The organism is Microbacterium sp. SLBN-111 (assembly GCF_049739645.1).
Classification (GTDB): domain Bacteria; phylum Actinomycetota; class Actinomycetes; order Actinomycetales; family Microbacteriaceae; genus Microbacterium.
In genome coordinates, this window is sequence record NZ_JBMGQH010000001.1 from 2,296,704 (window position 1) to 2,321,861 (window position 25,158).

Sequence of the window (25,158 nt, forward strand, 5' to 3'; positions counted from 1 at the left end):
GGAATCGGTTCCCGACGGGTTCCGATGCACAGAACTCAAAGAGGAGAAATCACATGGGCATGTCACAGCGGTATCGCCTGCTGGCTCCCGTCGGGCTGCTGGCGGTCGGTGCGATCGCGCTCGCGGGCTGTGCCGAGGGCGACTCGGGCGGATCCGGCGGGAGCTCGCAGGGCACCACCACGGTCCGCATCTCCGGTGGTATCACCGGTAGCGAGGCCGACCTGCTGAACCAGTCCTTCGACCAGTTCACGAAGGACACCGGCATCAAGGTCGAGTACACCGGCGACAAGAGCTTCGAGGGCAACATCGTGACCAAGGTCACCGGTGGCGACGCCCCCGACATCGCGATCGTCCCGCAGCCGGGTCTGCTCCAGACCCTCGTCGGCACGGGCGACGTGAAGAAGGCGACGGACGCCGTCTCGTCCAACGTCGACAAGTACTGGGGCAAGGACTGGAAGTCCTACGGCACCGTGGACGGCGACTTCTACGCCGCTCCGATGCTGGCCAACGTCAAGGGCTACGTCTGGTACTCGCCGGCGAAGTTCAAGGAGTGGGGCGTCTCGATCCCGAAGACGTACGACGAGCTGCTCACGCTCACCCAGACCATCCAGCAGAAGACCGGATCGGCTCCCTGGTGCGCCGGCTTCGCGTCGGGCGACGCCTCCGGCTGGCCCGGCACCGACTGGATCGAAGACCTCGTCCTCCGTCAGTCCGGCCCCGACGTCTACGACAAGTGGGTCGCCAACGACGTGAAGTTCACCGACCCGCAGATCAAGGACGCCTTCGACGCCGTCGGCAAGATCCTGCTCAACCCGGCCTACGTCAACGCCGGCTTCGGTGACGTCAAGAGCATCAACTCGGTGGCCTTCGCCGACGTCGCCGCCAAGGTCGCGGACGGCAGCTGCGCGCTGACCCACCAGGCCTCGTTCCTGTCGTCGAACTTCCTGACGGTCAAGAACGCCTCCGGTGGCGAGGTCAAGGTCGCGCCCGACGGTGACGTCTACGCGTTCCTGCTCCCCGGCGTCAAGGAGGGCGAGCAGTCGGTCGAGGGTGGCGGCGAGTTCGTCGCGACGTTCTCCGACGACGCCAACGTCCAGAAGGTCGCGGAGTTCATGTCGAGCCCCGAGTTCGCTGACGCCCGCGTCAAGCTCGGCGGCGTGATCTCGGCCAACAAGGGTGCCGACCCGTCGCTCGCATCCAGCGAGTTCCTGCAGGAGGCCATGAAGGTCGTCCAGAACCCCGACACCACGCTCCGCTTCGACGCGTCCGACCTCATGCCGGCCACCGTCGGCGCCGGATCGTTCTGGAAGGGCATGGTGAGCTGGATCGACGGCACGCCGACCGACAAGGTGCTCAGCGACATCCAGGCCGGTTACAACAACTGACCCGACCTCGCAAGATCGGTGGGCCGTCCGCTCCGGCGGGCGGCCCACCGAGTACCGTAACCCCCACGGAGCCACGAGAGCGGCCCGTCCATCGATGAGCACGACGGAGTGTTCGGGAGGGAAGTCATGACCCAGATCAGGCAGGCGGAGAAGCCCCCAGCGGCATCTCGCCCACACGAGGTCCCGGATGCCGAGACGGCATCCCGCGATCTCTCACGGAGGCACCGGACGACCGTCACGGTCGTCGTCATCGCGCTCATCGCGGTGGTGGCGCTGTTCCTCTTCATGGTGACGCGGGCACCGTCCGAAACCAAGCCGACGTCCCTCGGCTTCTCTCTCAACAGCTTCTTCAAGACGCTGGGCGAGATGAACCCGCTCGTGCAGATCCCGCTCGTGCTGCTCGTCTTCGGCGCCGTCGTGGGTCTGCTCCTCCTGCTGATCGAGTACGCGCCGCGGTCCGGCAAGCGCTACTTCTGGATCCGCCTCGTCGCGTGCTTCGCGATCCCCGTGATCGCTTTCATGCTGCTGCGCCCCTACCAGAACGCGGTCATCTACGTCCTCGCGATCGCGGTGATCCTCGGCGGCATCCTGTTCTACGCCGACTACCGCTCGCGTCAGGGCGCCGGCTACCTGTTCCAGCTCGTGCTTTTCGCTGCCCCGGCCGCGATCCTGCTGCTGATGGGCCTGGTGTACCCGGCGCTGTCGACCCTCGTGCAGTCGTTCCTCGACAAGACGGGCAAGAACTTCGTCGGCTTCGACAACTACGTCTGGACCTTCACCAACCCCGAGGGCTTCTGGTCGGTCATCAACACGCTCATCTGGGTGCTGCTCGCGCCGACCTTCGCCACGGCGATCGGTCTCGCGTACGCCGTCTTCATCGACCGCGCGGCGGGGGAGAAGGTCCTCAAGGTCCTCATCTTCATGCCGTTCGCGATCTCGTTCGTCGGTGCCGGCATCATCTGGAAGTTCGTCTACGACTTCCGTCAGGGCGACCAGATCGGCATCCTGAACGCGATCGTCACGGCGTTCGGCGGTCAGCCGGTGTCGTGGCTCGCGGCCACCCCGCTGATCAACACTCTCCTGCTCGTCGTGGTGTTCATCTGGAGCCAGACGGGCCTCGCGATGGTCATCCTCTCCGCCGCCATCAAGGCGGTGCCGCCGGAGCAGATGGAGGCCGCCGAGCTCGACGGCGCCAACGCGTGGGAGCGTTTCATCAACGTCACCGTTCCCGGCATCCGCTCCTCGCTGATCGTGGTGCTCACCACGATCGCCATCGGCGCGCTGAAAATCTACGACATCGTCGCGGTGATGACCGGTGGTCGCAACGACTCCACCGTCCTCGCCTTCGAGATGGTCAACCAGCAGCAGCGGTTCCAGAGCTACGGGCACTCCGCGGCCCTCGCCGTCGTGCTGTTCCTGTTCGTCCTGCCGCTGATCATCTTCAACGTGCGTCAGATCCGGAAGCAGAGGGAAGTGCGATGACCACCTCCACCGTGGTGCTCGAACCCACCGACGACAAGCGTTCCGCCCGACAGGTCGCGCGCGACACCCGCAAGCACGAGGCGATGGCGCGCAAGCGTCTCACCTCGAAGGGCGCGACGATCGCCGCGATCGCGATCGCGTTCTTCTGGACGATCCCGACGTTCGGCCTGTTCATCACGTCGTTCCGCCCCGGCTCCGACACGCAGTCGACCGGTTGGTGGACGGTGTTCACCGACCCGTCGTTCACGATCGACAACTACCGTCTCGCGCTCACCTCGGGTGGCACGGCGCTGACGCTCGCCGCGTCGTTCGTGAACTCGCTGGCCATCACGATCCCGGTCGTGCTGTTCGCATTGGCGATCGCCTCGCTCATCGCCTACGCGTTCGCGTGGATCGAGTTCAAGGGCCGGAACTTCTTCTTCATCTTCATCTTCGCGTTGCAGATCGTGCCGCTGCAGATGGCCCTCGTGCCGCTGCTCAGCCTGTTCTCGCGCGGACTGACGATCAACGACGTCACGATCTTCCCGGGCTTCGATCTGCGCGGCGTGGAGCACAGCTTCGCGACGGTGTGGATCGCGCACGTGATCTTCGCGATGCCGCTGGCGATCTTCCTGCTGCACAACTTCATCGCGGAGATCCCGGCCGAGGTCATCGAAGCGGCGCGCGTCGACGGTGCCGGTCACGGTCAGGTGTTCTTCCGCCTGATCCTCCCGCTCGCGGCTCCCGCGCTGGCATCCTTCGCGGTGCTGGAGTTCATCTGGGTGTGGAACGACCTGCTCGTGGCGACGATCTTCGCGCCATCGTCCTCGCTGCCGCTGACACAGTCGCTGAACTCGCTGTCGGGCACGTGGGGCGACCAGTGGTTCCTGCAGTCGGCCGGAACGTTCATCTCGATCCTCGTCCCGTTGATCGTGTTCTTCCTGCTGCAGCGGTTCTTCGTCCGCGGTCTCCTCGCCGGAGCGACGAAGGGCTGAGTCCCGCACGAACGCCGAGGGGCGTGGCATCCATCGATCGGATGCCACGCCCCTTCGTCGTGATCGGGTCAGGCGCTGCAGGACAGGCGTGCCTGGATGTCGTGCATCGCGTCGATCTCGGCGGACTGGCCCGTGATGATCGCCTGCGCGACGTCCTTCACACGCGGGTCGCTGCCGAGCTCGATGACGGCCTCGGCCATGGGGATCGCGCCCTGGTGGTGGCGGATCATGAGGTCGAGGAAGAGGCAGTCGGCGGGCTGGCCCTGGAGGGTCCGGAGCTGGTCGAGCTCGGCATCCGTCGCCATGCCCATCTGGGAGAGGAGCTCGTCCTGCGACAGGGCGGCGGTGTCGCCGTGGCTGTGCGCTCCGGAGGGGGCCATCCACTGCATGAGCGGCCGCGTCGATGCCTGCGGCAGCCCCCACTGCACGAGCCAGTCGAACATCTCGCCGCGCTGACCCGCCTGGGTGGTGGCGATGTCGTACGACAGCATGCGCAGTTCGTCGTCGGAGGTCTTGCGGTAGATCTCCAGAGCCATCTGCACCGCCTGCCCGTGGTGCACCTGCATGTCGCGCGCAAACCCGGCGTCCGCCGAAGTGTCGGACGGGGTGGCGGGAGCCGCCGAAGCGCCGAACGCGGTGAAGCGTCCGATCGCGAACGCCACCGCGAGCAGCGCGATCACCGCGACGGCGACGACGATCCGTCGCGTCGCGGGGCGGGCGACGGGGGCGTCGTCGCTCACGTCAGGCCTTGCCGGGGCCGTCGACCCCGCCCGTGCACGGCGCGGTGGGCTCGGGCGCGTTCTGGCTGCGCCAGTACTCGGTGAAGAACTCCGTGATGCGCGGGTCGGCCGGGTCGTCGACCTTGAGCTGGTGGTTCCACGCGCTGACCGCGACGGGGGTGTCCATGCCGGGGTAGGGGGAGAGGAGCGCGTAGGTCGACGGCATGACCGCCTTCAGGGCGTCGATGCCGGCCGCGTCGACGCGGGACGGGTCGTACGTGATCCACACCGCGCCGTGCTCGAGGGCGTGCACGGCGTTCTCGTTCGGCTGCGGCTCGGTGTAGACGCCGCAGTTGAGCCACACCGGGTTGTGCGGTCCGCCCGCGGGCGGCGTCTGGTCGTACGTGACCGAGCCCTGCACGTGGTCGGAGCGGTTCTGGAAGGTCTGCACGCCTTCGATCTCGCGACCGGTGCTGCCGCCGGCCTGATAGCTCGGAGCGGGGGCGGGAGCGAAGACGAAGGATGCCACGACCACGGCGACCACCGCGAGAGCGGCCGTCGCACCGACCACCCACCAGACGACCTTGCTGCGCTTCCGGCGCGCGATCTGCTTCTGGTACTCGGCGAGCTTCTCCTGACGCTTCTGCTCGCGTTGCTGCTTGACGGTGAGGTCGATGTCGGCCTGCGTGGCGGGATTGCCGCTCTTGCGCTTGTCGGGGCTCATGCGGTGCGTGCTGTCTCTCTCTGGGGCGGGAGGCTCGGCGCGAGCCGATGCGCCCCAGCCTATGCGGGTGAATGCGCCAGCGGCCTGGGAGGAACCCCGGAGGGGGATGGTGGGGACCCGGGACCGCGCGATAGTATGACGATGTCGAATCGATTCGAGGTTCGATGTTCCCCCGAAAATCTCAGCCCGGTCATCGCCGGGCCATCCGTGTTGCGAAACGAACGGACGCCGTGCTCGATACCGCCTCCCAGCCCGTGATCCCCCCGACTCCCCGCGCCGAGCCCTCCCCGACGGGGGCCATCCGCACGCTCGGGAGCAATCCGGCGACCGCGCCGGTCGTGCTCCACCCGGGCGACAGCATCTCGGCGCGACGTCGGGTGCTCTACATCGTGCTGCTCGGGGCGCTCACCGCGCTCGGCCCGTTCACGATCGACCTCTACCTGCCGGCGTTCCCGGTGCTCGAGGCCGACTTCCAGACCTCGGCCGCCGCCATCCAGCTGACGCTCACCGGCACGATGGTCGGTTTCGCACTCGGCCAGCTGATCGTCGGTCCGCTGAGCGACAAGGTCGGTCGTCGCATCCCGCTGCTCTCGGTCACGGCGCTCCACGTGGCGGCGAGCGTCTTCGCGGCGCTCTCGCCCACGCTCGGGACGCTCTCGATCGCGCGCGTGCTCATGGGCGCGGGCGCGGCCGCGGGCGGTGTCGTGGCGGCGGCGATCGTCCGCGACCTGTTCGGCGGACGCCGGCTCGTCGTCATGCTGTCGCGCCTCGCGCTCGTCTCCGGCGTCGCCCCGGTGCTCGCGCCCCTCGCCGGATCGCTGCTGCTCTCCGTGATGCCGTGGCGCGGGATCTTCTGGGTGCTCGCGGCCTACGGCACCGTGATGCTCGTCTCGGCGATCGTCTTCGTCCCCGAGACGCTCCCCACCGCTCGCCGTGGCGGCAAGGGCGCGACGACGGTGTGGCAGCGGTACGCCAGCGTCTTCCGCGACCGCGTCTTCATCGGCGTCCTCGTCATCGGGGCGATGACGTTCAGCGGCCTGTTCTCCTACCTCTCGGCCTCCTCGTTCCTGTTCCAGCAGAGCTACGGCTTCGACGCGCAGCAGTACGGCGTGCTGTTCGCCGCCAACTCCGTCGGGCTCGTGATCGGGGTGCAGGTCGCCTCGCGTCTGGCGGCGCGCTTCGGTCCGCAGTGGGTGCTCGCCTTCTCCACCGCGTCGCTCGTACTGTGGGCGATCGTCATCGTCGTGTGCGACCAGCTCGATCTCGGGCTGTGGGGAACCGTCATCCCCCTGTTCCTGTTCATGACCACGTGCGGCTTCACGTTCCCGTGCGCGCAGGTGCTCGCGCTCGACCGGCACGGCAAGGCGGCGGGCACGGCGCAGTCGATCATCGGCGCGTCGAACTTCGGGATCGCCGGCGTCATCTCGCCCCTCGTGGGACTGCTCGCCACCGGTACCGGCATCACCGCCACGACCATGGCATCCGTCATGGTGGGGTGCGCGATCATCGGCGTCCTGGCGCTGTGGCTGCTGGTGCGGCCGCGCACGGTCGAGCGCCTCGCGCCGTGAGAGCGGAACAGTAGCAGAGGGCGCGCGACGCGTCCCGGCTCTCGCCGGAGGCCCGCCGGGCGGGCATCATGGGGCGATGGACTCGGATGCCACGCTCCCGCCGATCGTGACGGTGCGTTCGGAGCGCGTGCGCGCGGTCCTCGGCCTGGTGCTGATCGCGTTGGCGTGCGGGCTGGGCGCCTGGGTCTACTTCCGGGGGCCGAGCCCGTTCGCGATCGACGTGTGGTGGAACCAGCTGTTCGCCTCGGCGCCGATCCAGCCGCTGCTCACGATCGCCCTGGTCATGAACCAGATCGGCGGGTACGTGACCGCGATCCTCATCGTCCCGCTCGGCGGGGCGCTTGCGCTGTTCCTCACCGGCCGACGGTGGACGGCGGTGTACTTCCTCGCGGCCTCGGCGGGAAGCGCTCTGCTCGTCCAGGTGCTCAAGCACACCTTCGGTCGCGCGCGACCGGAGGACATCCTCGTGCTGGCCGACTACGGCTCATTCCCGTCCGGGCATACGGCGAACGCCGCGACGATTGCGGTCGTGGCGGCGATCGTGTTCCCGACGCTCTGGGTGCGCGTGGCCGGTGGGGCATGGATCGTCCTGATGGCCTTCAGCCGGACGTACCTGCACGCGCACTGGCTGTCCGACACCATCGGCGGCGCGCTCGTCGGTGCCGGTGCGGCGCTCGTGCTCGCCGTGGTGTTCTCGCGCCTGCGCGCGCGGGACGACGACCGTGCGACGCTCCGACGCGACCGCCGGATCGCGGACCCCGCGTCCTCGACCCAGTCCTAGGCTGACGGAATGAGCGACACGACGCCGTCCGTTCCCGGTTCCGCCGACGACCCCGAGGTCGCCCGTCTGCGCGCGGAGGCCGAGGCCGCGGAGGCGGAGCTCCGCCTGGCCCGCGCCCGCGCCGACCTCGCGGCGGCGGAGGCGGCGGCGGCGAAGGCCCGTGCCGCGGCCGGCGGGGACGCGGCAACCCCCGCGCCCGCCCCGGCCGAAGCCCCCGCGCCCGCCCCGGCCGACGCTCCGCTCACCGACGCGCAGGTCGCGACCGTCGCCGCCGGGTACGCCGGGACGGCTCCCGCCCTCGACCTCGGCGTGCTGGTGAACGGTGGGCCGGTGGCATCCGTTCCCGTCCGCATCCCGCTCGCGATGACGAACCGGCACGGGCTCGTGGCCGGGGCCACCGGCACCGGGAAGACGCGCACGCTGCAGCTGCTGGCCGAGCAGCTGTCGGCGAACGGCGTGCCGGTGTTCGCGGCTGACATCAAGGGTGACCTGTCCGGCGTCGCGGCCTCCGGGGTCTCGAGCGAGAAGCTGCTAGCGCGGACGAGCGCGCTCGGGCAGGAGTGGACGCCGCGGGCGTACCCGACCGAGTTCTACGCGCTCGGCGACGACGCGGCATCCGGGGTCCCGGTGCGGGCGACGGTGTCGGGCTTCGGTCCGCTGCTGCTCAGCCGCGTGCTCGGGCTCAATGCGACGCAGGAGTCGAGTCTCGGCCTGGTGTTCCGCTACGCCGACGAGAAGGGTCTCGCGCTCGTCGACCTCTCCGACCTGCGCGCCGTGCTCACGTTCCTCACCAGTGACGAGGGCAAGAGCGAGCTGAAGGACCTCGGCGGGCTGTCGGGGGCGACCGCGGGTGTCATCCTGCGCGAGCTGGTCGCGTTCTCGGCGGCCGGCGCCGACACGTTCTTCGGCGAGCCCGAGCTCGACGTCACCGCGTTCCTGCGCACGACCGCCCAGGGGGAGGGGATCGTGAGCCTCCTCGAGGTGCCGCACGTGGCGTCTCGTCCCGAGCTGTACTCGACGTTCCTCATGTACCTGCTCGCGGAGCTGTACGAGGTGCTGCCCGAGGTCGGCGACCTCGACAAGCCGAAGCTCGTGTTCTTCTTCGACGAGGCGCATCTGCTGTTCCGCGAGGCGTCGAAGGCGTTCCTCGCCGCGATCACGCAGACCGTGCGGCTCATCCGGTCGAAGGGCGTCGGCGTGTTCTTCGTCACGCAGACGCCGAAGGACGTCCCGGCCGACGTGCTCGCGCAGCTCGGGTCCCGGGTGCAGCACGCCCTCCGTGCGTTCACGCCCGACGACGCGACGGCGCTGCGTGCCTCGGTGCGCACCTACCCGGCCTCGGGCTACGACCTCGAGCGGGTCCTGCAGGAACTCGGCACCGGCGAGGCGATCGTCACCGTCATGGACGAGCGCGGCGTGCCGACGCCGGTCGCGTGGACGCGGCTGTTCGCCCCGCGCGCGTCGATGTCGCCGATCCCCGCCGCCGACCTCGCCGCCGCCGTGTCGGCATCCCCGCTCTTCGCCCGGTACGGGACGCCGATCGACCGCGAGTCGGCGCGCGAGATCCTCGCGGCCCGCATGCAGGCGGCGACCGAGGCGCGCGAAGCCGCCGAGCGGGCGAAGCAGGCGGCCGCGACCGAAGGCCGAGTACGCCAAGCAGCAGGCCGCGATCGACAAGGCGCACGCCGAGGCGCAGAAGAAGGCGCAGCGCGAGTACGACCGGCTGCTCAAGAGCACAGCCGCACCGCGGTCGCGCTCCAGCGCCCCGACGTCGCCGCTCGACGACATCCTCGGTCGCGGGTCGACGAAGACGATCCTCAACGGCGTGATCCGCGGCATCTTCGGCACAGGCCGCCGCCGCTGAGTTCGCGCCGCGCGCGGTGGGCGGGCGATCACCCCCGACGGATCGCGAGCGGCATCGTCGAGGTGTCGATGAGCGGGTCCTCGTCCTGACGTGCCACGACCGCCTCCGCCTCGGCGGGGCTCTCCACCGCGGGCACCGAGCCCAGCATCGGGCGCCGGGCCGTTTCACGCATCGAGAACAGGGCGACGAGCCCGAGCGCCGCGAAGAACATGATGTAGAACGCGGGCATGAGGGTGTTGCCCGTCCACTCGATCAGCGCCTGGCTGAACAGCGGCGTCGTTCCGCCGAAGAGGGACACGGCGATGTTGTAGGCCACGGCCATCGCCCCGAAGCGCGACGCCGTCGGGAACAGGGCGGGGAGAGCGGATGCCGAGATCGCGACGTAGAACGCGACCGGTACCGCCGCGAGGGCCAGGGCGATCATCACCGCCCAGAGCTCCCCGATTTGCATGATGAGGAAGGCAGGGACGAGCAGCACAATCGCCGAGCCCGCCGCGATCGCGTACACGGGCTTGCGGCCGATGCGGTCGCTGAGTCGGCCGATCAGCGGAAGGGTCGCCGACATCACCAGCAGCACGGGAACGGTGGCCACCGCGGCTCCGAGGTTGGAGATGCCCACCTCCGTCTCGAGGTACGTGGGCATGTAGCTCGTGAGCGCGTACCCGGCGGTGTTGGTGGCCGCGACGAGCGCGATGCCGATGAGCAATGCCCGCCAGTGGTGCCGGATGATGCCCGCGAGCCCCTGACGGGCCATCGGGTCGTCCGAACCGGTCTCCTGCGCGGCCTCTGCGGCATGCGTCTGCTCGAAGGAGGGGGTCTCGGGGATGCGGAGACGGAAGTAGATCGCGACGATGCCGAGCGGGACCGCCAGGAGGAACGGAATGCGCCATCCGTAGTCGACCATCGCGTTCTCGCCGGAGATCGCCGTGGTGATCGCCGTGGTCGCGGCGACCGCCGAGGCGCCCGCCGCGAACCCGACGTAAGACCCCACGTCGAGCCACGACGACCAGAAGCCGCGGGTGCGGTCGGGGGAGAACTCCGAGACGTAGGTCGTCGCACCGGCGTACTCGCCACCGGTCGAGAAGCCCTGGACCATCTTCAGCAGGTACAGCGGGACGATCGCCCAGAGGCCGATCGCGGAGGACGTGGGCAGGATGCCGATGAGCGCGGTGGCCGTGGCCATCATCGCCATCGTCAGGAAGAGCACCTTCTGCCGCCCGATCCGATCGCCGAGGGGACCGAGGACGAACCCACCGAACGGGCGGACGAGGAACGAGATCGCGAAGCCCAGCAGCGTCACGAGCAGACCCCAGGGTTCGGGCAGATCGGACGTGAAGACGACGGCCAACGTCACCGCCAAGTAGCCGTAGATGCCGAAGTCGAACCACTCCATGAAGTTGCCGACGACGGTGCCGCCGATGGCGGTGCGCACACGCTTCTTGTCGACGACGATGACGTCGTCGACCTCGAGTCGAGGGGTTCCGGATGCCGCGGGGGGATGCTGGCTCATATATCCACCCCTACCCCGATGCGAGTGCGTTTTCCAGTCGGGGGACTTCGCGCGCGGGGTGTGTTAGCCGCGGTCGCGCCGCCTCAGGAGAACGACAGGACGTTGTCGCCCCAGGCGCGGCGGAGCTCGCCGTCGAGGTCCTGGGTGATGACGTCGTGGCGGTCGATGACGAGCGTCGCGCGGGCGTCGTCGCCGTCGACCTCGAACGTCGGCCACGCGGGCGCGTTCGGCGCCTCGGGCTCCTCTCCGCGGGCGAAGGTGGTCCACCGCGCCTGCATCCGTGCCGAGATCAGCTCGGCGACGCGGCGGCCGCCGAGCTTGAAGGTCGGGTCCTTCGGGCCGCTCACGAGGTTGCCCCACAGGTACGGCAGTTCGGTCGCGTGCGTGGCGCCGAGGCCGATGAGCCGCAGGAACGGCGCCGCGTGGTCGAAGCGGTACAGCCACACCGGCGCGACGGTCGAGTGCCCCTCCGCGACCCACAGCGTCGGCAGCCGGAACCCGATGTCGCGCGCGACGCCGAGGCCGACCGCGCGGTGCCGCACGTGCTCGTACGCGGTGAGGACCTGTTCGCGGGTCGGCAGTTCGACGCCGGTGTTCTCCGCGGCCATGTCGGCGAACATCTGGTCGATGCGGTCGCCGGTGATGGGGATGAGCGGCGACTTCATGAACGAGAACAGGGACGCCTCGTCCTTGTTCGTGCCGATCATCAGCGGAACCGGGATGCCACGCCCCTCGCGCAGCACCGTGATCGGCGCCTCGGGGAGCAGGTCGCCGTCGACGACCGGCGCGAACGCCAGAGTGCCGGGGTCGGAGAGGGGGACCTCGTCGTACACGGCCTTGCCCGCGGCGACGACGGCATCGACGGGGGCGGCGCGAAGGGCGTCGGGGCCGTCGATGCCGAGCTTCGCGAGGAAGCTCCGCGCGACCTTCTCCGCCCGTGCGTTCCCATAGACACTGGATGCCGGGGACGACTGCGCGATCGCGCGATGGAACAGCCCGCGCGCCGACGGCACCGCGAGGAGCGTCGTCACGAGGCCCCCGCCCGCGGACTCGCCGAACACCGTCACCCGGTCGGGGTCGCCGCCGAACGCCGCGATGTTGCGCTGCACCCAGCGGAGTGCGAGCAGCACGTCCTTGAGCGCGAGATTGCCGTCGAAGCCGCCGTCGGGCACGGCGCCGCTGAGGTCGAGGAACCCGAGCGCGCCCAGGCGGTAGTTCACCGTGACGACGATCACGTCGCCCGCGGCCACCATCGAGGTCGCGTCATAGAGCGGCTGGCTCGACGACCCGAACGTGTAGGCGCCGCCGTGCAGCCAGACCATGACCGGGCGCGGCGCGTCCGCGTCCGTCTCGGGCGCCCAGACGTTCAGCGACAGGCAGTCCTCGTCCTCCACGGCACCATCGCCCAGCGGCACGGCGGGGTTCAGCGGCTGAGGGCAGACGGGGCCGAAGGTCGTGGCATCCACTTCCCCCTCGGCATCCGGGGCGGGGAGGGGGTCGCGCCAGCGGCGATCACCGGACGGCGGGAGAGCGAAGCGGATGCCGCGCCACGAGCGGACGGAACGGTCGAGCACGCCGTGGAAGGTGCCGGCGGGGGCGGTGACGAGAAGGGTATTCATGGGAGACCTCACGCGGTGAGCTGGTGGATCAGGTGGGACGCTTCGGTCGCGGCGAGGACGGCGAAGAGAACGGTCATGATGACGGCATTGTGGGCGATCATCTCGTCCTTGAGGCGGCGCAACGCGGCGACCACCGGCGGCAGGCCCGTGGCACCGAGGATCGTCGGGACGACGAGCGTCAGCGAACCCGCGACGGCCAGCGCGACGCACAGCAGCACCGTCACCACGACGGGGAGGTGCGCCGTGCCGAGCACCGCACCGCCCTTCAGCTCGAGCGGCAGGTTCTTGCTGTTGGTCGCCGCCATGAGGAGCCCGAGGCCGGCCGCGCGGGCCGGGGTGATGGCATCCACCGCGGCGAGCCAGCTCGGGGTCGCCGGCGGGGTGCCGGGCTTCGGCCGACCGAGCCAGCTGACCACCGCGAAGGCGGCGAAGCCGACCGTCAGCAGGGCCGTGAGGATCAGGACGACGATCTTGCCGCCGCTGCCGTGGGACGCGGCGGAGGCGCCCGCGGACGTCGCGGCACCGACGGCGATGACCGCGAGGGTCACGGCCAGGAACGCACCGGTGTACGCGGGCGCTGCGGCGCGGCCGCGCGTGGACAGCAGGATCGCGACGACGGCGACGATCGGCAGGGGCGAGATCGCCATGCCGACGGCGAGGGGCAGGAGCGTGGAGAGTTCGGACATCGGCGCCGACGCTACGCGCGGCGCTCCGCGCCTCCGGCGGAATGTTCGGTCGACACGACAGAACCGGGCGCGTCGGTCACGAGGAAGAGGGCATCGAGCACGGCGTCGTCGCCGCGCGCGGTGAGACGCGCGCCCAGGCGGTCGGCGCGCGAGCCGACGCGCAGGTGCGCTCCCGCGGCCGGTGCGCCGGGCGAGATCACGCGGACCCGCAGGCGCGGTCCCGCGGCGGTCGCGACGAGGTGCACCTCCACGCGCGCGGCGCGGCGCCGGGCGTGTTTCGCGGCGTTGAGCACCCCCTCCGCCACGACGTCGACCACGTCGCGCGCGAGCGCCGCATCGTTCCGGAGCAGAGCGTCCGCGTCGGCGGCGACATCGGCGTCCACGGGCATCGCGACGCCCCACGTCCGCAGCAGCGGCGTGAGCGACACCGCCTCGGGAGTCGGCGCCGGGTCGTCGAGCACACCGCGCACGGCGCCCGCGAGCGGCGCGAGCTCCGCCTGGAACGACGCGACCTCGGCGGGCGTGGCATCCGGATGCCGGAGGGCGAAATGCACCGCGGCGCCCTGGGCGTCCGCGTGCACGAGGTCGGCCGCGCGGTGGAGTCCCGCGCGGACGCGGCGCGTTCCGAGGTCGTCGGCGCGTCCGCGGGCGGCGATCGCGCTCGAGAGGCGTCGGCGTTCGACGCCGAGACCGTGCAGCGCCCCGCGCCCGCGCCCGAGGGCGAGCGCGAGCGCGGGATACGCGAGGATCGGCACGGCCGCGAACGGCAGCGGCACCCCCTGGGCGGCGGCGATCGAGGACAGCACTGCACCGACGAGGACCGACGCGGCCGCGAACACGCCGACGCGCGCGCGGGGCCGCCGGGCGAGGGGGCGCAGCCGCGACAGGATGTCGGCGACGGTTCCGCACAGGAGACCGGCGAACAGTCCGAGGGCGAGCGCGACCGGCGGGACGCTGCGCAACGCGTACGGGAGGACGGCGAGAGCGTAGAGCACCGCGGCCACGCTGATCGGCGGCAGGCGGAGCGCCGAGCGCGTGCGCGCGGGTGGCGGTGGGGCGGCGACGTCGACGTCGAAGGACGGCGGAGCGGCGGCGCGGTCCGCCAGGTCGCGCGCGTGCACGCGGAGCGTGGATGCCAGTGCCCGCACGTCGTCGACCGTTTCCGGCCGCGCGGTCGCGAGGGCGTCGGCGGCGGCGCAGATCGCGGCTCGGGCGTCCGCGGTGTAGCGGCGGACGCGCTCCGCGCTCCCGTTCCACTGCGCGAGGACCTGCGCCAGCAGCGCGTTCGTCTCGCGCGTCGACCGGGCGACGTCGACCAGCCCCGCGGTGCCGATCAGCGTGATCGCCCAGGCGACGAGGTTCGTCGCTGCCCGGAGCGGCAGTTCGTCGGCGGGCGCGACGGGGAGGCCTGCCAGTCGCGAGACCGCGTCCTGCAGGGCGGGCCGGGCGAGCGCGGTGAGCACGAGCGCCCCGACGACGATCGTCGCGCGGATCGCGGGGCGACGGGCGGCGCGCTCGGCGACGGCGACGAGGCCCCACGCGAGCGCGAAGACTGCGGCCGTCGCCGTCGCCACGAGCGCGCGCTCGCCGCCGGAGAGTTCCGCGGGCAGCGGGGCGAGCGCGGTGAGGGACATCGCCGCGATCGCCACGAACGTCCACCGCGTGACGAAGCGTCCGCCCACGATCGCGCGGCGCACCGCGCGCAGCGGCGTCCTCACGCGACGGGGCCGAATTCGGCGAGGTACAGCGCGCTGGCCCGCACGCGCGGGTTCGTCCCGGTCGCAGCCGCGAGGTCGAGGCGGGCGAAGATGCGGCTCACCGCGCGCTCGACCGCTCGGGTGGTCGTGCCGCGCTCGTGGGCGATCTGCTCGTTGGACCAACCGCGCGCGACGAGCGCGAGGATCTCGATCTGGCGCCGAGTGAGGGCCGCGAGCGGCGAGACGCGCACCAGCGCCGGGGGAGCCGGGGGAGTGGTCGTGCGCAACGCCGCCTCGATGGCATCCACCACCACTTCCGCCGAGCTGACGTCGAGCTTCGACACGAACACCGCCCCGCGGGGTCCGGGGTGCCCCGACGCGGCGACGGCCGCGGGGAAGCTGCTGAGGAAGACGACCGCGAGGTGCGGGGCGAGTCCGGTGAGCATCGTCGCCAGTTCTACGCCCGAGGGACGCGAGCCGAGGTCGATGTCGGTGAGCAGTACGTCGGGGTCGGTCGCGGCGAACAGCGCGGTCGCTTCGGCGGCGTCGGCCGCGCCGGTGACGTCGAATCCTCGGTGGGCCAGCATGTCGCACAGCAGCGCACGCATCGCGGGCTGATCCTCCACGACGAGCACGCGTCGCACCCACGCGGTCACCACGTGGTTCACACTATCGCCGGGCGCGTGGGTCGCCGTCCGTCAAGCCCCCCGTGATGTCGGGGGCCGGGCGTAGCTTTTCGGCATGAGCGAGCTGTCCGCCCCCACCGGTCGTGAACCCGCGCTCGTCGCGCAGCCCCGTCCCGACGGGTCCGCGCCGCGCGCCCTCGTCCTCGGCGCCACCGGCTACCTCGGCGGACGCCTCGTGCCCCGCCTGATCTCGGCTGGCTACCGAGTGCGGGTGCTCGCGCGCGATGCGCGTCGCGTCGAGGCGTTCCCGTGGGGCCACGACGTCGAGACGATCGAGGGCGACGCCACCGACACGGCGGCCGTGGCGCGCGCGGTCGAGGGCGTCGACGTGCTCTACTACCTCATCCATTCGATGGGCGGCGGGCGCGATTTCGAGAACACCGACCGTCGCGCGGCGCGCACCGTCGCCGATGCCGCCGCCGCGGCATCCGTCTCCCGCATCGTCTACCTCGGCGGACTCCACCCCGACGACGCGCCGCTGTCGGCGCACCTCCGCTCCCGCGTCGAGGTGGGCGAGATCCTCCTCGCCAGCGGCGTGCCGACGCTCGTGCTGCAGGCCGGCGTCGTGATCGGTTCGGGGTCGGCGTCGTTCGAGATGGTGCGGCACCTCACCGACGTGCTGCCGTACATGCCGGCGCCGAAGTGGGTGCGCAACCGCATCCAGCCGATCGCCGTGCGCGACGTGCTGCACTACCTCCTCGGGGCCGCGCGGGTCGCGCCGAACGTCAACCGTGCCGTCGACATCGGCGGTCCCGACGTGCTGCGCTACGGCCAGATGATGAACGGCTACGCCCTCGAGGCGGGGCTTCACCAGCGCGCCATCGCGTCGCTGCCGGTGCTGACGCCGCGCCTGGCGTCGCACTGGGTCAACCTCGTCACGCCGATCCCGAAGTCGATCGCGCGGCCGCTCGTGGAGTCGCTGCAGAACGACTGCGTCGTGAAGGACCGTGCGATCGACGACCTCGTGCCGCGCCCCGAGGGTGGGCTGATGCCCTACCGCGAGGCCGTCCGGCGCGCGCTCGGGCGCGTGAACGACGACGCGATCGAGACGAGCTGGCAGGATGCCGAGGTCTCCGGCGCCCCGAGCGACCCGCTGCCGAGCGACCCGGAGTGGGCCGGGCGTCTGGTGTACACCGACGAGCGGACCATGCGCACGAGCGCGAGTCCCGCGCAGCTGTGGTCGGTGATCGAGGGCATCGGCGGCGAGAACGGCTGGTACTCCTCGCCGCTGCTGTGGGCCATTCGCGGGTGGATGGACCGGCTCGTCGGCGGCGTGGGACTCGCCCGCGGTCGCCGCAGCCGGAGCGTCGTGACGGTCGGCGACGCGCTCGATTTCTGGCGCGTCGAGGCGATCGAGCCCGGACACCTCCTGCGTCTGCGGGCGGAGATGAAGGTGCCCGGCGGGGCGTGGCTGGAGCTGCGGGCCAGTCCCGACGGCGACGGCGCCCGGTTCGACCAGCGGGCGCTGTTCTTCCCCACGGGTCTCGCGGGGCGCCTGTACTGGCTGTCGGTGCTGCCCTTCCACGGGCTCATCTTCAGCGGCATGGCGCGGCGCATCACCGCGGCGGCCGAGTCGGTCCAGCGCGACGATCTGGAACCGAAAGCGAAGGCCGGGCGCATCGCCCCCGAGGTGCCCGAGGTCGAGACCATCCCGTCGGCGGCCGACGCGCGCGCCTAGGCTGGAACGGTGCCGCACACCGCCCGAGTCATCACCGTGTCCGACCGCTCGGCCGCGGGTCTCCGCGAAGACCGCGGCGGTCCGCTCGCGGTGTCGCTCCTGCGCGACGCCGGCTTCGCCTGCGACGACCCCGTCGTCGTGCCGGACGGTGCCGACAGCGTCGAGGCCGCCCTGCGCGCCGCGGTCGCCGCGGGCGCCGGGCTCGTCGTCACCACCGGCGGCACGGGCATCGCGCCGACCGACCGCACCCCCGAGGGGACGGCGCGCGTGCTCGACCGGGAGCTCCCCGGCATCGCCGAGGAACTCCGCCGCCGCGGCCTCGCCGACACCCCGCTCGCCGTGATCTCGCGCGGCCTCGCCGGAATCGCCGACCCCGCGACCCTCGTTGTCAACCTCCCGGGATCCACGCGGGCCGTGGAATCCGGGATCGCTGTCCTCGCCGAGCTCGCCCCGCACGTCCTCGACCAGCTCGCCGGAGGAGACCACTGATGAGCGCCGTCCGCATCGCCCACCTGTCCGAGGAACCGCTCGACCTCGACGCGCACCTGCGCGCCGTGGAGGACGACGCCTCGGGAGCCGTCACGACGTTCGTCGGCCGCGTGCGCAACACCGACCCGGATGCCAGCGAGGCCGTCGTTGCGCTGGAGTACAGCGCCCATCCCGATGCGCCCGCCGCGCTCCACCGCATCGCCGAGCAGGCCGCCGCGGGCACCGACGCGATCGTGGCCGTGAGCCACCGCGTCGGGCGCCTCGACGTGGGCGAGGCCGCGGTCATCATCGCCGTGGCCTCGGGGCACCGCGCCGCGGCGTTCGAGGTGTGCCGCACCGTGATCGAGACGATCAAGACCGACCTCCCCGTGTGGAAGCGCCAGGTCGAGGCCGACGGTACGACCGCGTGGAAGGGGCTGGGGGGTTAGGGCTCAGCCGCCCGCGAACGGCGGCAGCACGTCGACGTGCGTGACCCCGGTGAGGGGAGCGTCGTCGTCGCGGCGCTCGCCGTCGACGAGCACGGCGCAGCGGTCCAGGATGCCGACGAGCGCGGGGTGGTCGGCGAGCACCGCCGCACGCAGCACCGCGAGGGAGGCCTCGGCGCGGTCCTCGGCATCCGTCCCCGCGGCCTCTGCCGCGGCGGCGAAGTAGCGCACCCGGACGCTCACGCGGGCTCCCCGGGGCGGTGCCAGTCGCCGGACTTGCCGCCCGTCTTCGACACGATTCGCACGTTCTCGATGCTGGTGCCCTTGTCGAGGCCCTTCACCATGTCGACGATCGCGAGGGCCGCGACCGACACGCTCGTGAGCGCCTCCATCTCGACGCCGGTGCGGTCGGCGGTGCCGACGGTGGCCTCGATCTCGACGCCGTCGTCGACGATCTCGAGGTCGACCGAGGCGCGGTGCACCCCGATCACGTGGGCCAGGGGGAGGAGAGTCGGCGTCGACTTGGCGGCCTGGATGCCGGAGATCCGCGCGACGGCCAGAACGTCGCCCTTCGGCGCGGTGCCGCCGCGGAGCGCCGCGACGACCTCGGGGCTGCAGCGCACGAAACCGCGCGCGGTCGCGGTGCGGACGGTGGGCTGCTTGGCGGTGACGTCGACCATGCGGGCGTGGCCCGCGGCATCCAGGTGGGTGAAGGTCATGGAATCAGCATGACATCGACGGCGTCGCCCACGGCGACGGCGGACACCTCGGCGGGGACGATCGCGAACGCCTCGGCGCGCGCGAGAGACGCCGCGAGGTGCGAGCCGGAGCCGCCGGCGGTGGCCGGTCGGACGGTCCCGGTGACAAGGTCGACGGACGCCGGGAGGTACTGGCGGCGGCCGGGCGGCGTGCGCCAGGACTCGGATGCCACGAGCCGGGCGCGGCGGCGGTCGACGGTCGTGCGGCCCTGGAGCGCGAGCAGCGCGGGCCGGACGAACACCTCGAACGACACCGCCACGCTCACGGGGTTGCCGGGGAGTCCGAACACGAGCCGCCCATCGTCGAGCGTGCCGAACGCCTGCGGCTTGCCGGGCTGCATCGCGACCTTCGCGAACGCGATGCGGTCGGACAGCGCCTGCCGCACCGGCTCGTACGCTCCGGCGCTCACGCCCCCCGTGAAGACGACGACGTCGGCCTCGGCCGCGCGCGCGAGGACCGCGTCGACCGTCCCGGCTTCGTCGGTCACGTGGGCGACGAGGGCGACCTCGGCGTCCGCCTCCGCGACGAGGGAGGCGAGCAGCGTGGCGTTGGAGTCGGGGGTCTGGCCGCGACCCGGGGCGGTGCCCGGCGTTACGAGCTCGCTCCCCGTCGACACCACGGCGACCCGCGGACGACGGCGCACCTCGAGACGGTCGACGCCGGCCGCCGCGGCCGCCGCGAGCGCGTACGGCCCGAGCCGCTCGCCCGCGCTCAGCACGACGTCGCCGGTGCGCACGTCCCCGCCGCGGCGGCGGATGAACGCGCCTGCGGCGTCCGGAGCGCGAACGACCGAGACGGTGCCGAGCGAGTCGGCGAGGCCACCCGCGGTGTCCTCGAACGGGACGATCGCGTCGGCGGCCGACGGTACGGGTGCGCCGGTCATGATGCGGACCGCCTCGCCGGGACCGAATGCCGGGTCGTCCGACGTGCCGGCCGGCAGATCCGCGACGACGCGCAGGGACACCGGGGAGGTGGCATCCGCGCCCTCGACGTCGGCGAAGCGGACCGCGAACCCGTCCATGGAGGAGTTGTCGTCGCCGGGGAGGTCGTGCCGGGCGCGCACGTCGGCCGCGAGCGTGCGGCCGGCGGCGTCGGCGAGCGGCACGGTCTCGATCGGGGCCGGCGGCACGGCGGCGAGGATGCGGGCGCGGTGCTCCTCGACGGTCAGCAGCTCAGACACGCGGGGTCCTTCCGGCGAGAGGGATGACGTCCTGGCGCGCGCGCAGCGCGTCGATCACGACGAGACGCCCGAGCAGCGGCTCTCCGGCGCCCGTGATGAGCTTGATCGCCTCGGTCGCGAGCAGTCCGCCGACCTGCACGCACAGCGCACCGAGCACGCCCACCTGCGCGCACGTCGGCGGCTCGCCGACCGAGTCGGGCGGGAAGACGTCGCCGAGGGTCACGGCGGCGTGCCCTTCGGGCGGCCGCGACCAGAACACCGTGGCCTGCGCCGACCACTCCTGCACGGCGCCCCACACCAGTGGCATCCCGAGCTCGTCCGTCGCGGATGCCACGGCGCTGCGGGTGTCGAACGTGTCGCTGCCGTCGATCACGACGTGCGCGTCTCCGAGGAGGTCGCGTGCGTTGGCGGGGGTGAGGCGGGTCGTCTCCTGCCGCACGCGCGTGAGCGGCGACAGGTCGCGGATCGCCCGGGCGGCGGACTCCGTCTTGGGCGTGCCGATGTCGTCCACGCGGTGCATGAGCTGCCGCTGCAGGTTCGTGCGCTCGACCACGTCGTCGTCGATCACGATCAGTTCGCCGACGCCGGCGGCGGCGAGGGCCAGCAGCACCGGGGAGCCGAGCCCGCCCGCGCCGACGACCGCGATGCGCGCGGCCGCGAGACGGCGCTGTCCTTCTTCGCCGATGCCGGCGAGGACGGCGTGCCGGGCCGTGCGGATGAGTTCTTCGGGGGCGAGGGCGGCCACCGGTTCGACGAGCGGGATCATCCGCCGATCGCGCTCATCGTGCGCTCCGGCTGGATGAAGTCGGCACGCGCCAGGCCGACACGGTCGGAACCGTGGGCGCGGGGCTTGCGCCACATGGCATCCCGCCAGATCTGCGCGAGGTCGGCGTCGCTCGCACCGTCGCGGAGCGCCGTGAGCAGGTCGGTCTCCTCGTGCGAGAACAGGCACGAGCGGATCCGGCCGTCGGCGGTGACGCGCGTGCGCGTGCACGCGGCGCAGAACGGTTCGGTGACCGAGGAGATGATGCCGACGTGCCCGGCGAGCGTGCGGTCGCCGCGGCGGCGCACCTCCCAGCGTTCGGCCGGTGCCGCACCCCGTCCGCGGGGGTCGGCCGCGAGGTCGAACACCTCCTCGAGGGCGGCGCGGATCTCGCGCGCCGGGACGACCTGCGTCTCGGTCCACGACCGGTCGCCGTCGAGCGGCATGTCCTCGATGAAGCGCATCTCGTAGCCGTGCGTGACCGCCCAGTCCACGAGCGGGACGACCTCGGTGTCGTTGATGCCGCGGAGGAGCACCGCGTTGATCTTGATGGGTCCGAGACCCGCGGCCTGGGCCGCCTCGAGCCCCGCGAGCACCTTGTCGAGGTGCGGACGGCGAGTGAGCTCGGCGAAGGTCTCGGGGTGCAGCGTGTCGAGCGAGGCGTTGAGGCGCGTGAGCCCGGCGTCCTTGAGGGCCTGCGCGCGGCGGTCGAGACCGACGGCGTTCGTCGTCATCGCGATCGGCAGGTCGGGGTGGTCGAAGCGGATGCGCGCGATGACGTCCTCGAGGTCCTTGCGCACGAGCGGCTCGCCGCCGGTCAGCCGCAGCTCCTCGGCGCCGAGCGCGCGCACGGCGACGCGGACGATGCGCGCGATCTCCTCGCCCGTCATCAGCTGCTGCTGCGGCATCCACGGCAGCCCCTCGGCCGGCATGCAGTACGTGCAGCGGAGGTTGCACTTGTCGATCACCGACACGCGCAGATCGCGGGCGACGCGGCCGAACCGGTCCAGCAGACCGCCCTCGCGGGGCGCCCCGGTCTCGCGCACGGCATCCATGCGTCGAGCCTAGGCGAGCGAGGACGGGCCGGGGTCGCTGCGCCGGGGTTCCCGGCGCTAGCGTCGTGCCATGCCGAACACCTTCCGCATCGCGCCCGCCGCGCGACTGCTTGGAGTCAGCGACGACACCGTCCGCCGCTGGATCGACCAGGGGATCCTGCCGACCACCGGCGCCACGCCCACCGAGATCCCCGGCGAGGCGCTCGCCGCCCGCGCGGTCGCCCTCGCGGACGAACCCGACGACCCCACCGGCGTCTCCTCGAGCGCCCGCAACCGTTTCGTCGGAATCGTCACGCGCGTGCGGATCGACGGGGTCATGGCCCAGGTCGACCTGCAGTGCGGACCGCACCGCGTCGTGTCGCTGATGTCGGCCGAGGCCGCCGAAGAGCTCGGGCTCGAGCCGGGCGCGCTCGCCGTGGCATCCGTCAAGGCCACCGTCGTCACCGTGGAGACGCCGCGCGAGCGGGCCTGAGGAGCCGAATACTCCGCGGATGCGGAAGAATGGATGCCGCGGGCCCCGGGCGCGCGGAAAGGATCCCTCCCATGCGCGTCCTGCGTCTGTCGCTCGCCCTCGCCGCGGCTCTGTCGCTCACCGCCTGCGCGTCCACCGCGCCTTCCTCACCGTCGTCCTCCGCGGACCCGGTGACCGGCACCGTGCAGGTGTACGCCGCCGCGTCGCTCCAGCGGGCGTTCGACGAGATCACCTCGGCGTTCGAGGACGCCCACCCCGGCGTCGACGTCGTGACGGTCTACGACGGGTCGAGCACGCTCGCGACGCAGATCGGACAGGGCGCCCCCGCGGACGTCTTCGCCTCCGCGGACGAGAAGAACATGCAGAAGATCGGCGACGTCGCCGTCGATGCTCGCATCTTCGCCGCCAACACCCTCGTCATCGCGGTTCCGAAGGGGAACCCCGGCGAGGTCGCGGGGCTCTCCGACCTCGCGCGTGTCCCGACCGTGCTGTGCGCGGCGGAGGTACCGTGCGGGGCGGCGTCGGCGACGCTGCTGAAGAACGCCGACGTCTCGGTGACACCCGTGAGCGCGGAGCAGAACGTCACGGCCGTGCTCACGAAAGTCGCCGCCGGCGACGCCCAGGCCGGTCTGGTCTACGCGACCGACGTCGCGGGGCGCGACGACGTCGAGTCGATCGTCCCGGCGGGGGCGGATGCCGTCGTCAACCGCTACCCGATCACGACCGTGCGGACCGCGGCGAACAGTGCCGGCGCGGCGGCGTTCACCGACTTCGTGCTGTCCGACGCGGGGCAGGAGATCCTCGCCGCCGACGGGTTCCGCGCCCCGTGAACGGGGCGGGGTACGTTCCGCGCTGGCTCGTCGTGCCCGCGGCGGCCGGGCTGCTCTTCCTGCTCGTCCCGCTCGTGGCGCTGGTCACGCGCGTCCAGCCCGACACGTTCTGGGCGGACGTCACCTCGGATGCCGCGCGCTCGGCGCTGCTGCTGTCGCTCGGGACCGGGGCGGCGGCCACCGTGGTGTGCGCGGTGCTCGGCATCCCGCTCGCTCTGCTCATCGCCCGGAGCTCCCCCCGGACCGCGGCGTTCCTGCGCGCGGTCGTGACGGTTCCTCTCGTGCTCCCGCCCATGGTCGGCGGCGTCGCACTCCTGTACCTGTTCGGCCGGAACGGGTGGTTCGGCGGGCTCGGTCTGCCCTTCACCACGGCCGCCGTCGTCCTGGCGCAGGTGTTCGTCGCGCTGCCGTTCCTCGTCCTCGCGGTGGAGGGGGCGCTCCGCAGCACGGGCGTCGAGGTCGAACGGACGGCGGCGTCGCTCGGCGCCTCGCGCGTGACGATCCTGCGGCGGGTGACCCTGCCGCTCGCCGCACCGGGCATCGTCGCCGGTGTCGTGCTGTGCTTCGCCCGGGCGATCGGCGAGTTCGGCGCCACGGCCCTGTTCGCGGGCAACCGGCCGGGGGTCACGCAGACGATGCCCCTCGCCATCTACACCGCGTTCAACGGCGGAGGCGTCGCGCAGGGCACCGCGGTCGCGCTCGCCCTGCTGCTGCTGGTGACCGCGATCGCGGTGCTTCTCCTCGTCCGCGGGTGGCGGCCCGCGGTGGGCGCGCCGTGAGCGCGGCGCTGACCGCGCACGTCGTCGTGCGCCGGCGGGCGTTCACCGTCGACGTCGCGTTCGACGTCGCCCCGGGCGAGACGCTCGCGGTCATGGGGCGCAGCGGCGCGGGGAAGTCCACCGTGCTCGAAGCCCTCGCCGGGCTCCAGGCGCTCGACGGCGGGGAGATCTCGCTCGGCGGACGCGTGATCGACCGCGCCGATCACCCGCGCGTGCGCACGGACCCGATGCGCCGGGGCATCGTGCTGCTCGGGCAGGACGCGCGCCTCTTCCCGCACATGTCCGTACGGGAGAACGTCGCGTTCGGCCCGCGGGCGGCGGGTGTCGCCGCCGCCGACGCCCGCACGGACGCCGACGCGTGGCTCGCCCGCGTGGGTCTGCCCGGGGTGGGCGACCGGCGGCCCGCCGAACTGTCCGGCGGCGAGCAGCAGCGCGTCGCGGTGGCGCGCGCGCTCGCCGCCCGGCCCCGGGCCGTGCTCCTCGACGAACCGCTCGTCGCGCTGGATGCTGTGACCGCCGGCGAGATCCGCGCGATGCTCCGGGAAGCTCTGGGCGGGGTGACCGCCGTCGCCGTCACGCACGACGCCGTCGACGCGGCCGCCCTCGCCGATCGGCTGCTGATCATGGAGGGCGGACGGGCGACACAGGCCGGCGCCGTGCGGGACGTCCTGGCGGCACCGGCGACGGACGTCGCGGCGCGCATCGCCGGACTGGAGCGCGTGGTCGGCGTCGCCTCGCGCGGGGAGTGGGCCGCGAGCGGATGGCGGTTGCGGTCGACCGAGCCGTTCGCCGGCGCCGACGGCTCCGCGCTCGCCGCGGTCTTCCGCGCGGTCGACGTTCGACTCGGCGACGGCCCGAACGGCTGGGACGCGGTCGTGCGGTCCCTGGAGCCCACCGTGACGGGCGTGCGTGTCGTCGCCGACCGCGGGGTCGCCGAGGTGTCGGTCGCCGACGCCGCGCGGTTCGCCCCCGGCGATGGCCTCCGGTTCTCGATCGAACCCGAGCACCTCCGGTTCGTCCCGGCCTGATCGGC

Annotated in this window: 25 protein-coding genes; 13 read left to right on the top strand and 12 right to left on the bottom strand. The window is 72.2% G+C overall.

What is annotated here, in order from left to right; translation table 11 throughout:
• The first annotated feature begins 53 nt into the window (after nt 1-53).
• From RKD05_RS10605 to RKD05_RS10615, 3 genes are all read left to right on the top strand, one after another.
• Nucleotides 54-1,385, top strand: a complete 1,332-nt coding sequence (locus tag RKD05_RS10605) for an ABC transporter substrate-binding protein (protein ID WP_022879995.1) — start codon at nt 54-56, stop codon at nt 1,383-1,385.
• A gap of 126 nt (nt 1,386-1,511) precedes the next feature.
• Nucleotides 1,512-2,867: a carbohydrate ABC transporter permease gene (locus RKD05_RS10610; RefSeq protein WP_424709919.1), complete on the top strand. Its 1,356-nt coding sequence runs from the start codon at nt 1,512-1,514 to the stop codon at nt 2,865-2,867.
• On the top strand, nt 2,864-3,841 hold the full coding sequence (locus RKD05_RS10615; protein WP_424709921.1) for a carbohydrate ABC transporter permease: 978 nt from the start codon (nt 2,864-2,866) through the stop codon (nt 3,839-3,841). Before RKD05_RS10610 ends, RKD05_RS10615 begins: the two co-directional genes overlap by 4 nt.
• Nucleotides 3,842-3,909: 68 nt before the next feature.
• Here the strand turns inward: RKD05_RS10615 and RKD05_RS10620 are convergent, their stop codons facing one another.
• Nucleotides 3,910-4,581, bottom strand: coding sequence for a DUF305 domain-containing protein (locus tag RKD05_RS10620; protein ID WP_424709923.1), 672 nt, complete (start codon nt 4,579-4,581; stop codon nt 3,910-3,912).
• Between the two features lies 1 nt (nt 4,582).
• Nucleotides 4,583-5,284: a DUF3105 domain-containing protein gene (locus RKD05_RS10625; protein WP_424709925.1), complete on the bottom strand. Its 702-nt coding sequence runs from the start codon at nt 5,282-5,284 to the stop codon at nt 4,583-4,585.
• 230 nt (nt 5,285-5,514) lie between these two features.
• Between RKD05_RS10625 and RKD05_RS10630 the strand changes: the two genes are divergently transcribed.
• The 3 genes from RKD05_RS10630 to RKD05_RS10640 all read left to right on the top strand — a co-directional run bounded on the left by RKD05_RS10630 (nt 5,515) and on the right by RKD05_RS10640 (nt 9,586).
• Entirely contained in the window at nt 5,515-6,852 is a 1,338-nt protein-coding gene (locus tag RKD05_RS10630) for a multidrug effflux MFS transporter (RefSeq protein ID WP_424709926.1), read from the top strand.
• A gap of 76 nt (nt 6,853-6,928) precedes the next feature.
• Complete coding sequence (locus RKD05_RS10635) at nt 6,929-7,633, top strand: phosphatase PAP2 family protein (protein WP_424709928.1); 705 nt, start codon at nt 6,929-6,931, stop codon at nt 7,631-7,633.
• A gap of 9 nt (nt 7,634-7,642) precedes the next feature.
• On the top strand, nt 7,643-9,586 hold the full coding sequence (locus RKD05_RS10640; RefSeq protein WP_424709929.1) for a helicase HerA-like domain-containing protein: 1,944 nt from the start codon (nt 7,643-7,645) through the stop codon (nt 9,584-9,586).
• On the opposite strand, the gene RKD05_RS10645 is transcribed toward RKD05_RS10640, so the two are convergent.
• From RKD05_RS10645 to RKD05_RS10665, 5 genes are all read right to left on the bottom strand, one after another.
• Complete coding sequence (locus RKD05_RS10645; protein ID WP_424709930.1) at nt 9,526-11,007, bottom strand: MFS transporter; 1,482 nt, start codon at nt 11,005-11,007, stop codon at nt 9,526-9,528. The genes RKD05_RS10640 and RKD05_RS10645 overlap by 61 nt on opposite strands.
• An 83-nt stretch (nt 11,008-11,090) precedes the next feature.
• Nucleotides 11,091-12,626: a carboxylesterase/lipase family protein gene (locus tag RKD05_RS10650; protein ID WP_424709931.1), complete on the bottom strand. Its 1,536-nt coding sequence runs from the start codon at nt 12,624-12,626 to the stop codon at nt 11,091-11,093.
• Nucleotides 12,627-12,634: 8 nt separating this feature from the next.
• Nucleotides 12,635-13,312, bottom strand: coding sequence for a GAP family protein (locus tag RKD05_RS10655; RefSeq protein ID WP_063256714.1), 678 nt, complete (start codon nt 13,310-13,312; stop codon nt 12,635-12,637).
• An 11-nt stretch (nt 13,313-13,323) separates the two neighbouring features.
• The gene (locus RKD05_RS10660) at nt 13,324-15,030 is read right to left on the bottom strand and encodes a hypothetical protein (RefSeq protein ID WP_424709933.1); all 1,707 of its coding nucleotides are present in this window, start codon (nt 15,028-15,030) and stop codon (nt 13,324-13,326) included.
• The gene (locus tag RKD05_RS10665; protein ID WP_424709934.1) at nt 15,027-15,668 is read right to left on the bottom strand and encodes a response regulator; all 642 of its coding nucleotides are present in this window, start codon (nt 15,666-15,668) and stop codon (nt 15,027-15,029) included. The genes RKD05_RS10660 and RKD05_RS10665 overlap by 4 nt, the downstream gene beginning before the upstream one ends.
• A gap of 82 nt (nt 15,669-15,750) precedes the next feature.
• Between RKD05_RS10665 and RKD05_RS10670 the strand changes: the two genes are divergently transcribed.
• The 3 genes from RKD05_RS10670 to RKD05_RS10680 are packed head-to-tail and all read left to right on the top strand — an operon-like array spanning nt 15,751 to nt 18,290.
• Nucleotides 15,751-17,373 carry an SDR family oxidoreductase gene (locus tag RKD05_RS10670; RefSeq protein ID WP_424709936.1) on the top strand — a complete coding sequence of 541 codons (1,623 nt, stop codon included), beginning with the start codon at nt 15,751-15,753 and terminating at the stop codon, nt 17,371-17,373.
• A 9-nt stretch (nt 17,374-17,382) separates the two neighbouring features.
• Nucleotides 17,383-17,862, top strand: coding sequence for a MogA/MoaB family molybdenum cofactor biosynthesis protein (locus RKD05_RS10675; RefSeq protein WP_424709938.1), 480 nt, complete (start codon nt 17,383-17,385; stop codon nt 17,860-17,862).
• Entirely contained in the window at nt 17,862-18,290 is a 429-nt protein-coding gene (locus RKD05_RS10680) for a molybdenum cofactor biosynthesis protein MoaE (RefSeq protein ID WP_424709940.1), read from the top strand. Before RKD05_RS10675 ends, RKD05_RS10680 begins: the two co-directional genes overlap by 1 nt.
• A 3-nt stretch (nt 18,291-18,293) precedes the next feature.
• Here the strand turns inward: RKD05_RS10680 and RKD05_RS10685 are convergent, their stop codons facing one another.
• Genes RKD05_RS10685 through moaA form a run of 5 tightly spaced genes read right to left on the bottom strand, consistent with a single transcriptional unit; the run spans nt 18,294 to nt 22,044 of the window.
• Nucleotides 18,294-18,530, bottom strand: coding sequence for a MoaD/ThiS family protein (locus RKD05_RS10685; protein WP_424709941.1), 237 nt, complete (start codon nt 18,528-18,530; stop codon nt 18,294-18,296).
• Nucleotides 18,527-19,006 carry a cyclic pyranopterin monophosphate synthase MoaC gene (gene moaC, locus RKD05_RS10690; RefSeq protein ID WP_424709942.1) on the bottom strand — a complete coding sequence of 160 codons (480 nt, stop codon included), beginning with the start codon at nt 19,004-19,006 and terminating at the stop codon, nt 18,527-18,529. Before moaC ends, RKD05_RS10685 begins: the two co-directional genes overlap by 4 nt.
• Complete coding sequence (gene glp, locus RKD05_RS10695; protein WP_424709943.1) at nt 19,003-20,226, bottom strand: gephyrin-like molybdotransferase Glp; 1,224 nt, start codon at nt 20,224-20,226, stop codon at nt 19,003-19,005. The genes moaC and glp overlap by 4 nt, the downstream gene beginning before the upstream one ends.
• On the bottom strand, nt 20,219-20,992 hold the full coding sequence (locus RKD05_RS10700) for a HesA/MoeB/ThiF family protein (protein WP_424709945.1): 774 nt from the start codon (nt 20,990-20,992) through the stop codon (nt 20,219-20,221). Before RKD05_RS10700 ends, glp begins: the two co-directional genes overlap by 8 nt.
• A complete protein-coding gene (moaA, locus tag RKD05_RS10705; RefSeq protein ID WP_424709947.1) occupies nt 20,989-22,044 on the bottom strand; it encodes a GTP 3',8-cyclase MoaA in 1,056 nt (351 codons plus the stop codon). Before moaA ends, RKD05_RS10700 begins: the two co-directional genes overlap by 4 nt.
• 70 nt (nt 22,045-22,114) lie before the next feature.
• On the opposite strand from moaA, the gene RKD05_RS10710 reads away from it, so the two are divergent.
• From RKD05_RS10710 to RKD05_RS10725, 4 genes are all read left to right on the top strand, one after another.
• Entirely contained in the window at nt 22,115-22,516 is a 402-nt protein-coding gene (locus RKD05_RS10710) for a TOBE domain-containing protein (RefSeq protein WP_424709949.1), read from the top strand.
• Between the two features lie 71 nt (nt 22,517-22,587).
• Nucleotides 22,588-23,346, top strand: coding sequence for a molybdate ABC transporter substrate-binding protein (gene modA / locus RKD05_RS10715; RefSeq protein WP_424709950.1), 759 nt, complete (start codon nt 22,588-22,590; stop codon nt 23,344-23,346).
• On the top strand, nt 23,343-24,125 hold the full coding sequence (gene modB / locus RKD05_RS10720; RefSeq protein WP_424709952.1) for a molybdate ABC transporter permease subunit: 783 nt from the start codon (nt 23,343-23,345) through the stop codon (nt 24,123-24,125). The genes modA and modB overlap by 4 nt, the downstream gene beginning before the upstream one ends.
• Nucleotides 24,122-25,153: an ATP-binding cassette domain-containing protein gene (locus RKD05_RS10725; protein WP_424709954.1), complete on the top strand. Its 1,032-nt coding sequence runs from the start codon at nt 24,122-24,124 to the stop codon at nt 25,151-25,153. Before modB ends, RKD05_RS10725 begins: the two co-directional genes overlap by 4 nt.
• The last annotated feature ends 5 nt before the right edge of the window (nt 25,154-25,158 follow it).